The organism is Bacillus cereus group sp. BfR-BA-01379 (genome assembly GCF_022663605.1).
GTDB lineage: Bacteria > Bacillota > Bacilli > Bacillales > Bacillaceae_G > Bacillus_A > Bacillus_A mobilis.
In genome coordinates, this window is the sequence record NZ_JAKUFT010000116.1 from 1 (window position 1) to 9,297 (window position 9,297).

A 9,297-nucleotide genomic window follows, 5' to 3' on the forward strand; every position below is an offset into this window, starting at 1 on the left:
ATTAAAAAAATACATTTTAGTAATGAAAAAAATTTAATTCAAAAAAATGACAAAAGACATATTTCAGACAAAATGATGTCAATAATACGTCAAAAATCAGCTGAATTTACTATGCAGGTATATTATACAATTCGATTAACGGATAAAACACTACTGAAATAGTGAAAAGGTAAATTTTATGAGAAAGTTCTTTTGTAATGATCTTGAAAACTGAAAATTTATATTTTCTAAAAGTACATAAACAAATTTATCTTTCTATATTTCTAAGATTTGAGTTGTTTTATTCATACAACTCAATCGAAAATACGATATAAAAAATTATGAAGGAAGTGATTGTAGTATGGAAACGCTCGAATTGGCACGAATACAATTCGCATCAACAACGATTTTCCATTACTTTTTTGTTCCACTGTCTATTGGTTTAGCTTTTATCATTGCATTAATGCAAACGTTATATGTGGTAAAGGGACAAGAAATTTATAAGAAGATGACGAAGTTTTGGACACAAATATTCCTTGTAAACTTTGCGGTAGGTGTAGTAACTGGTATTCTACAAGAATTCCAGTTTGGTATGAACTGGTCAACCTATTCACGTTTCGTAGGTGATGTGTTTGGTCCATCACTTGCGATTGAAGGTTTATTAGCATTTTTCATTGAGTCTACATTCCTAGGTTTATGGGTATTCGGTGAGGATAAATTGCCGAAGCGCGTTCACCTTTTATGTATTTGGCTCCTTTCAATTGGAACAATGTTATCAGCATTTTGGATTTTAACTGCAAGTGCATTTATGCAATCGCCAGTAGGGTATGAAATGGCAGCAGATGGACGTGCACAAATGAATGATTTCTTAGCGATTATTCAAAACCCACAATTATGGGTACAATTCCCGCATACAATTACAGCGGCAATTGCAACTGGTGCATTCTTTATTGCAGGTGTGAGTGCATGGAAAATAACGAAAGCTCAAGAAACTGAAGTGTTTAAAAAATCGTTCCGCATTTCTATCATTGTTGGAACACTTACAACTGCGCTAGTATTATTCTTCGGTCATGCGCAAGCACAACAATTAATTAAGACACATCCAATGAAAATGGCAGCAGCTGAAGCGTTATGGAATACGAGTGAGGATCCAGCGCCATTTACAGTATTTGCGAAAATTGATGCAGAGAAGCAAGAAAATTCATTTGAAATTCAAATCCCTTATATGCTAAGTCTATTATCATTTGATAAATTTAGTGGTCAAGTAGAAGGAATGAATCAAATTCAAAAACAATATGAAGAAAAATATGGGCCTGGAGATTATATACCGCCAGTACACACTATGTTTTGGAGTTTTAGAGCGATGGTAATGAGTGGCACATTTATGCTTCTTCTAGGAGCATACGGATGGTTCTTATCAAGAAAAGATCGTTTAGCTGAAAAAACTTGGTATTTAAAATTAATGGTGTATGCAATTGCACTACCATTTATCGGTAATACAGTAGGATGGATTATGACTGAAATGGGACGTCAGCCTTGGGTAGTTTTCGGTGTTATGAAAACGGAAGATGCTGTATCTCCAAATGTTACGTTCGGAGAAGTATTATTCTCTTTAGTTTCGTTCACATCACTATATTTAATTATAGGTGGAATTACTATTTACTTATTCGTTCGTGTCATTAAAGGACATGAGAATAAGAAAACGAAACAAGATTCTCAAAGCCATGATCCATTTGATAAGGAGGATGAGTATGTTATCTCTTAATGAGTTGTGGTTTATCATTATTGCAGTTCTATTCGTAGGCTTCTTTGTACTTGAAGGTTTCGATTTCGGTGTAGGTATAGTTTCAAGGTTTTTAGGGGAAAACGATTTAGAGAAAAGAATTTACTTAAATACAATTGGTCCATTTTGGCACGCGAATGAAGTATGGCTTGTTTGTGCAGGTGGAGCTATGTTTGCAGCATTCCCGCACTGGTATGCAACTTTATTTAGCGGGTTTTACATTCCGTTTGTATTTATGCTTCTTGCTTTAATTATTAGAGGTGTTTCCTTTAAATTCCGTGCGAAAATAGATAATCATAAATGGAAAGGTTTTTGGGATTGGGGTATGTTTTTAGGAAGTTTGCTACCGCCTATCCTTTGGGGAGTTGCCATTGCTAACTTTATGGTAGGTATTCCAATTGATGAGACGAAAAATGCTGTAGGTGGATTCTTACCATTACTTCATCCATTTGCATTACTTGGAGGAGTTATGTTCCTTCTGCTATGTATTGTTCACGGATTGCAATTCCTTACTATACGTACAACTGGTAAACTAAGAGAACGTGCACGTATTGCTGCGTTGAAAATTGCACCGCTTGCAATTATAGCACTTCTTATTTTTGCAGGTGTAGGATTATGGAAAACAGATATATTCACTGGTCATGGTACAGAGTGGATTATGGTTCCGATCGGAGCTTTTGTAGCATTATGTGTGTCAACATTATTAAATAAAAGAAGAAGAGATGGTTGGGCTTTCGTTATGACGAGTTTAACAATCATTTTACTAAGTGCGAGTGTGTTTGCCGGCATGTTCCCACGTGTTTTAATTAGCTCGTTAGGGTCAATATACGATTTAACAATTTATAATGCAGCATCAGGAGATTATGCACTAAAACTGATGACGTATTTTTCAATTGCTATATTGCCATTTGTTATGGGAAGTCAAATATGGAGTTTCTATGTGTTTAGACAACCTGTTAAGTCAGATAAAGATTTGGAGTACTAATGAAAAGAAAAAGAGGACTTCCGTCGTATCCTGGTAGCCGAGTTTTATATGTAGTGTTAACGATCATTAGCATTTTAGAAGCTATAAGTATTATTGCGCAAACAGTGTTTTTAGCACGGGCTATTACGTTTTTATTTCAAGGAGAAACAGTGCAATCTGTGTTAAATGAAACTGTTTATTTTGGAATCACGTTTGCAGTACGTCACATGCTAGTGCGAATATCGCAAATATTAGTGGAACGTTTCGCTGAAAAAACAGGATCGCTACTGCGAAAACAATTAATAGAGGCGTATTTCACATTAGGTCCACGGTATGTTCAAACTGCTGGAACAGGTCATCTGGTTACCTTATCGATTGAAGGTATTGAGAAATTTAAAACATATATTGAATTAACAATTCCTAAAATGATTAGAAGTAGTATCGTACCGGGACTCATTGTACTATATGTTTTTACGCTAGATATTGAGTCTGGAATCATTTTAGTTGTAACGATTCCTATCGTAATTACATTTATGATCCTACTAGGATTAGCGGCGCAGAAAATGGCGGATAGCCAATATGAAACATACCGTGTACTTTCTAATCATTTTGTAGATACGTTAAAAGGGTTAGAAACATTAAAGTATTTAGGTAAAAGTAAACAGCACGAAGGAAAGATTGAAAAAGTAAGTAAAAGGTATAGAAAAGCAACGATGCGTACTTTGCGAGTTGCTTTTCTTTCTTCTTTTGCATTAGATTTCTTTACGAGTTTATCCATAGCGTTTGTGGCGGTCGGATTAGGGATACGTTTAATAGACGGAACAATTGTACTATTGCCGGCCCTTACGATTTTAATTTTAGCTCCAGAATATTTCCTACCGATTAAACAAGTTGGAGCGAATTATCATGCTACGTTAGATGGACAACTTGCAATGGAACAAATAGAAGAGATTTTACAGCAACAAAAAGAAATAGGAAAAAAAGAATCAAATGTAGATTTAATATGGAATTCCTCTAGTAACTTGAAATTACAAGATGTAAAAGTAAAGAGTGATGAATCTGAAAAAGCTATATTAGAGGGAATTGATTTTACTTGGAAAGGCACCGGCGCTATAGGTGTAATTGGTGAAAGTGGAGCAGGAAAATCAACATTAATCGACGTATTAGCAGGATTTTTAACTCCTTCAGGTGGAAAGATGATTGTAAATGGTGTGGAAATTGACGGGGCTACTCGTGAAGAGTGGCAAAAGAATATTGCCTATATTCCGCAGCAACCTTATATTTTCCCGCTTTCATTAAAAGATAACATTTGTTTTTATGAAACAAATACAACTGATGAAGAAGTGGAAAGAGTTATTAATGAAGTTGGTCTTCGTTCACTCGTAACATCGCTTCCGAACGGGATGTACGAAAGAATTGGAGAAGGTGGACGTATGCTTAGTGGCGGGCAAGAACAACGTGTCGCTATGGCGCGTGCACTTTTAAGTAAAAAGCCAATTATTTTATTAGACGAGCCTACAGCACATCTTGATATTGAAACTGAATTTGAAATAAAACAAGCAATGTTACGTCTGTTTGAAGGTAAGTTAGTATTTCTTGCAACACATCGTCTTCATTGGATGAAACAGATGGATCATATTCTTATTTTAAATAAAGGGGAAATGATAGAAAGTGGAACATATGAAGAGCTTTTAAAGAATGAGGCATTACATTTTCACAGGAAAGAGAGGGGATAGAGATGAGTAATTGGATTAAACCTTATATACAGCAAAATAAAGGTAGAATGACTTTAACTATTTTCCTTGGTCTTCTTGGAGTTAGTTCAGGTGCGATGTTACTTTTCATTTCAGGTTATTTAATCTCTAAATCTGCTCTTAGACCAGAAAATGTAATGGCTGTATATGTTCCTATCGTTGCAACACGTGCGTTTAGTATAGGACAAGCAGTATTTCATTATTTAGAGCGTTTAGTTGGACACGATGTCGTACTACGCATATTAGAAAAAATGAGAACGAAACTATATAGAATAGTAGAACCGCAGGCGATATTTTTCCGTTCGCGATTTCAAACGGGCGATATGTTGGGTGTATTATCCGAAGATATAGAGCATTTGCAAAACCTATATTTACGTACAATATTTCCTAGTATATTAGCATTAGTTGTATATAGCATATTCGTACTTGTTATCGGAGCATTTGACGTAGTGTTTGCGCTTATTGCAGGGTGTATGTTAGCGATTATCGTCTTTCTGCTTCCATTTGTATCATTACTTTTAATGAAGCAACATCATGTTACTTTAAAACAAGGAAGAAGCCGTTTGTATCAACAATTAACAGACGCTGTTTTTGGATTATCTGACTGGCAAGCAAGTGGCAGAAAAGATGAATTCATTGATAAGTATGTAGAGCAAAATAATCAGTTGTTAAAAACGGAAAAAAGAATGAAACGCTGGAATCATATTAGGGACAGTATCATTCAAGTAGTAGTGGGGATTGTAGTTATTTCAATGATCATATGGACTGGAAATGAGGCGGCAAGTGAACAGATTGCCCCAACCGTAATTGCGGCTTTCGTCTTAATGACGTTATCAGTCACAAACGCGCTTATTCCTCTTTCAGATGCTATCGATCGAATTCCATCATATGTAGAATCTGCTCATCGTCTAAATCAAATAGAAGATAATGCTGTTTTACAGGATGAAGAGGATTTACGCGGGGATAAAGGTTATGTTGCATCAAAACATATAGACATTGAATTAAATCATGTATCGTATAGTTACCCAGATAGTAATGAATTTGTATTGAAAGAAGTATCACTGCAAATAAAGGCAGGAAAGAAAATCGCCATTTTAGGAAGAAGCGGAACAGGAAAATCTACTTTGTTAAAATTATTAACAGGTGCGCTAAGCCCGTTACATGGTGAAGTTTTATTGAATAGTGAACACGCTCATACGAATCTTTTATCGAAATATATTTCTGTATTGAATCAGAAGCCGCATTTATTCGATACGACAATTGGAAATAATGTGCGAATAGGTAAACCAGAGGCTACGGATGAAGAGATATGGACAGCTTTAGAGAAAGCGCAATTAGCTTCGCATATAGCTTCTCTTCCAGATGGATTGCAAACAAAAATGCATGAAATGGGAAAAAGGTTTTCTGGCGGGGAAAGACAACGGGTTGCTTTTGCTAGAACGCTCATGCAAGAGGCTCCAATTATTGTCCTTGATGAACCTACGATCGGCTTAGATCCAAAGACAGAATTATCTTTAATAGAAACAATGTTTTCCGCAACGGAAGAAAAGACAGTAATTTGGATTACGCACCATCTTGTAGGAATTGAACATGTAGATGAAGTTATATTCCTTGATCGTGGTCAAATTGTGATGCAAGGTAGTCATGAACAACTTCTGAGAGAAAACGAGAAGTATCGTATGCTTTATGAGTTAGATAAAGGAATATAGTTTGAATAAGTAATAATTGTAAAATAGCTACGCCTAATGGTGTAGCTATTTTTTGTTAAGAAATATATTTTCTTTTTAAGGAATAGATGTATCCCGCTATTTGCAGGGGGGAAGACTTCAATCTTAAAATCCGGCTGATGTGAGGAAGTTAGGCGGGAGAGTAACTGTACGTAAAAATTCGATTGGTGAGGGGGATAATTAGAATGGCCCCTCTAATTAAGGTTTCTTTTTATTTGCCTTATGATAGAAATCAAATGAATAAAAAGCAGCTAATCCAATGCTTATATGATTGAATATGTATATTTACGATTGAAAAGTAGGATATTTTGTTATGGGCTTGCATAAAAGTATAAAGGTTTCATACGGTTTAAGTAATGTGATATTAGGTCGCGTATATAAATAATATGCGAAAAGGTGGGGGAAAAGATGGGGAATCGTTTTGAAAAAAGTGAAGAGACGATAGAGCGAATTCCGTTAGTAAGTGTATTAATTCCTACTTATAATCGTCCTGGCTACTTTGAAAAAGCATTGTGTAGCGTATTACAACAAACATATTCTAATATAGAAATTATTGTTGGAGATGATAGCACGAATGACGAAACAGAAAATGTGTTACAAAAATACTTATGTGATCATTCAAATATTATTTATATAAAAAACAGGTCAACTCTCGGACAATTTGAAAATGCGCTAATGTTATTTAATGAAGCAAACGGTGAGTATATAAATTTTTTAATGGATGATGATATATTTCATGTGAATAAAATTGAAAAAATGATGAAGTATTTTTTCAATGATCGAGATAATGAAATCAAACTTGTAACATCTCATCGTCAAGTAATTGATGATAAAGGGAAAGAACTACGACATATTTATTCAACTGTCCGTTTATTTGAAGAGGATACTCTTATAGAGGGAACAGAATTAGGAAATAGGGTAATTGTGGATCAAAAAAATTATATTGGAGAACCAACAACAGTTTTATTTCGTAAAAATGATTTACAAGAACCATATGGGATTTTTGATAAGAGAAGGTATTTATGTAATGTAGATATAGCCTCATGGTTATCTTTATTAAGTAAAGGAAAAGCAGTATATATAGCAGAGACACTTAGTTACTTCCGATTACATTCAGGACAACAGTTGAATGAATCTAATAAACTTATGGATGGAGTAGAGGATTTTTCACATAGTATTATAGTTGGAGAAAAGTATGGATTTTTATCTACTGAAAAAGAGTTATATAAAGCGATAACTAATTTTCTAGACTATGCAAAAAAATTAGTTCCATCATCAATAGTATATACATTAGACTACTACCGACAAATTAAGCGAAAGGAAATAAATATAGAAAAGAAAAAACAGTATCGGAATAACAACTCTCATTTACCGAAAGTCAGTATACTTATTCCTGCCTATAATAAACCTCATTACTTGGAATTAGCTCTCAAAAGTGCTTTGAATCAAACATATGAAAATATTGAAATAATAATTTCTGACGATAGTACAAACGGTGAAGTTCAAGCGATGATCCAACCATATTTAAGTCAATATGAATGTATTACATATGTTAAAAATAAATCTCGATTAGAAGCAGAGAGCTTTAATAAGTGTATAGAACTTGCAAATGGAGATTATATAAACTTTTTATTAGATGATGACTTATTTCATCCTGAAAAGATTAAAAGAATGATGAACTGTTTTTTTAGTCTAGAAAACATTTCGTTTGTGACGTCATATCGTGAATTAATTGATGAGAATGGAGAAGTATTACTGCCATCAACATTGAATATGAAAATCGCCAAAGAAACTACACTTTTTGAAGGAAAAGAATTAGGGGATTATATGTTAAAAAACTTAAAAAATGTAGTTGGTGAGCCTACAACAGTTTTGTTTAATCGGAAATTTTTTGGAGGTGATTTTGGGTGTTTTAAGGGGAAGAGTTACTCTGCTATTCATGACATTGCAACATGGCTAGATATGATGAGGAAAGGGAAAGTAGTTTATATAGAGGAACCCCTTAGTTATTTTAGACAACATAGTGGGGAAAATCAAAAACAAATACAATTTACATTAAAGACAATTGAAGAATGGAATGAATTAATACTAGATGCATATAATAGTGGGTTTTTAAATTGTGAGCAAGATTATAAAGAATGTTTAACTCATTGTTTGGAAAATGCGGTGTTAATAATTAAGGATGCGGTAAAAAATAGTCAATTAAATCAAATTGATAATGAAAAGATAGAGAAGGAACTAAATAAGTTAGTTCATCTTTTATTTGAGAAAGAAGTCTGCTATTGTCAATTTTGCAATCAACAATTTGAAAAATTTTCTCCTTGGCCAGAACATTACGCTTTTCCAAAATATAAATTCGAGATGTGGAATAAAGATACGGGGATTTGTCCGGTATGTGATTCGATGGACCGTGAAAGGTTATATCGTGTATATATTGAAAGGGAAACGGATTTATTAAGTGGAAATGATACTATTCTTCATATTGCACCAGAAGCGAAGTTAAGAAGTTGGTTTGCTCAGTATAAAAATATTACATATGTATGTGGAGATATTGAACCAATGGATCCATTAATGCAGGAAATTGATGTTACTAGAATTCCATATGAAAATGATACATTTGATGTGATTTTATGTGGCCATGTATTACAGTACGTTCAAGATGATGAAAAAGCGATGAGAGAGTTATATAGAGTATTAAAAACAAATGGATGGGGAATTATTCAAGCTCCAATCGTAATGAATGTAGATATTATTATAGAGAATAAATTAATTTTAACGCCAAAATTGAGAAAATTAGCTTTTGGTCATGAAGAACATGTAAGAATTTATAATCAATCAGGATTTATACAACGATTAATGAATGTAGGATTTAAGGTTGAATTGTATAACATAGCTGAAAAACAAGGAATGAGAAGTGCGAGGAAATTTGGTTTATCTGAAACTGATGTACTCTATATTGTCAGGAAATGAAGAATTGAGGGGAATTGAAAAAATTCGCATAATACGGATTATGGACAGTTAAATCAAAGTTTTGAAGAAGCATTAAACCTTAAAAAAAGAATTAATGCTTCTTATTTTAATTATAGAGCG

The 9,297-nt window shown here is 33.8% G+C and carries 5 protein-coding genes; all 5 read left to right on the forward strand.

Going from position 1 to position 9,297, the window contains the following annotated elements; genetic code table 11:
- Positions 1–340 precede the first annotated feature (340 nt).
- The 5 genes from cydA (at position 341) to MR113_RS25780 (ending at position 9,177) form a co-directional block, all read left to right on the forward strand.
- Positions 341–1,744 carry a cytochrome ubiquinol oxidase subunit I gene (gene cydA, locus MR113_RS25760; RefSeq protein ID WP_064476356.1) on the forward strand — a complete coding sequence of 468 codons (1,404 nt, stop codon included), beginning with the start codon at positions 341–343 and terminating at the stop codon, positions 1,742–1,744.
- On the forward strand, positions 1,731–2,747 hold the full coding sequence (cydB, locus tag MR113_RS25765; protein ID WP_097864451.1) for a cytochrome d ubiquinol oxidase subunit II: 1,017 nt from the start codon (positions 1,731–1,733) through the stop codon (positions 2,745–2,747). Before cydA ends, cydB begins: the two co-directional genes overlap by 14 nt.
- Positions 2,747–4,462: a thiol reductant ABC exporter subunit CydD gene (gene cydD, locus MR113_RS25770; RefSeq protein WP_242257321.1), complete on the forward strand. Its 1,716-nt coding sequence runs from the start codon at positions 2,747–2,749 to the stop codon at positions 4,460–4,462. Before cydB ends, cydD begins: the two co-directional genes overlap by 1 nt.
- 2 nt (positions 4,463–4,464) lie before the next feature.
- Complete coding sequence (gene cydC / locus MR113_RS25775; protein ID WP_242257322.1) at positions 4,465–6,189, forward strand: thiol reductant ABC exporter subunit CydC; 1,725 nt, start codon at positions 4,465–4,467, stop codon at positions 6,187–6,189.
- A gap of 426 nt (positions 6,190–6,615) precedes the next feature.
- Complete coding sequence (locus tag MR113_RS25780; protein WP_242257323.1) at positions 6,616–9,177, forward strand: glycosyltransferase; 2,562 nt, start codon at positions 6,616–6,618, stop codon at positions 9,175–9,177.
- Positions 9,178–9,297: the final 120 nt, after the last annotated feature.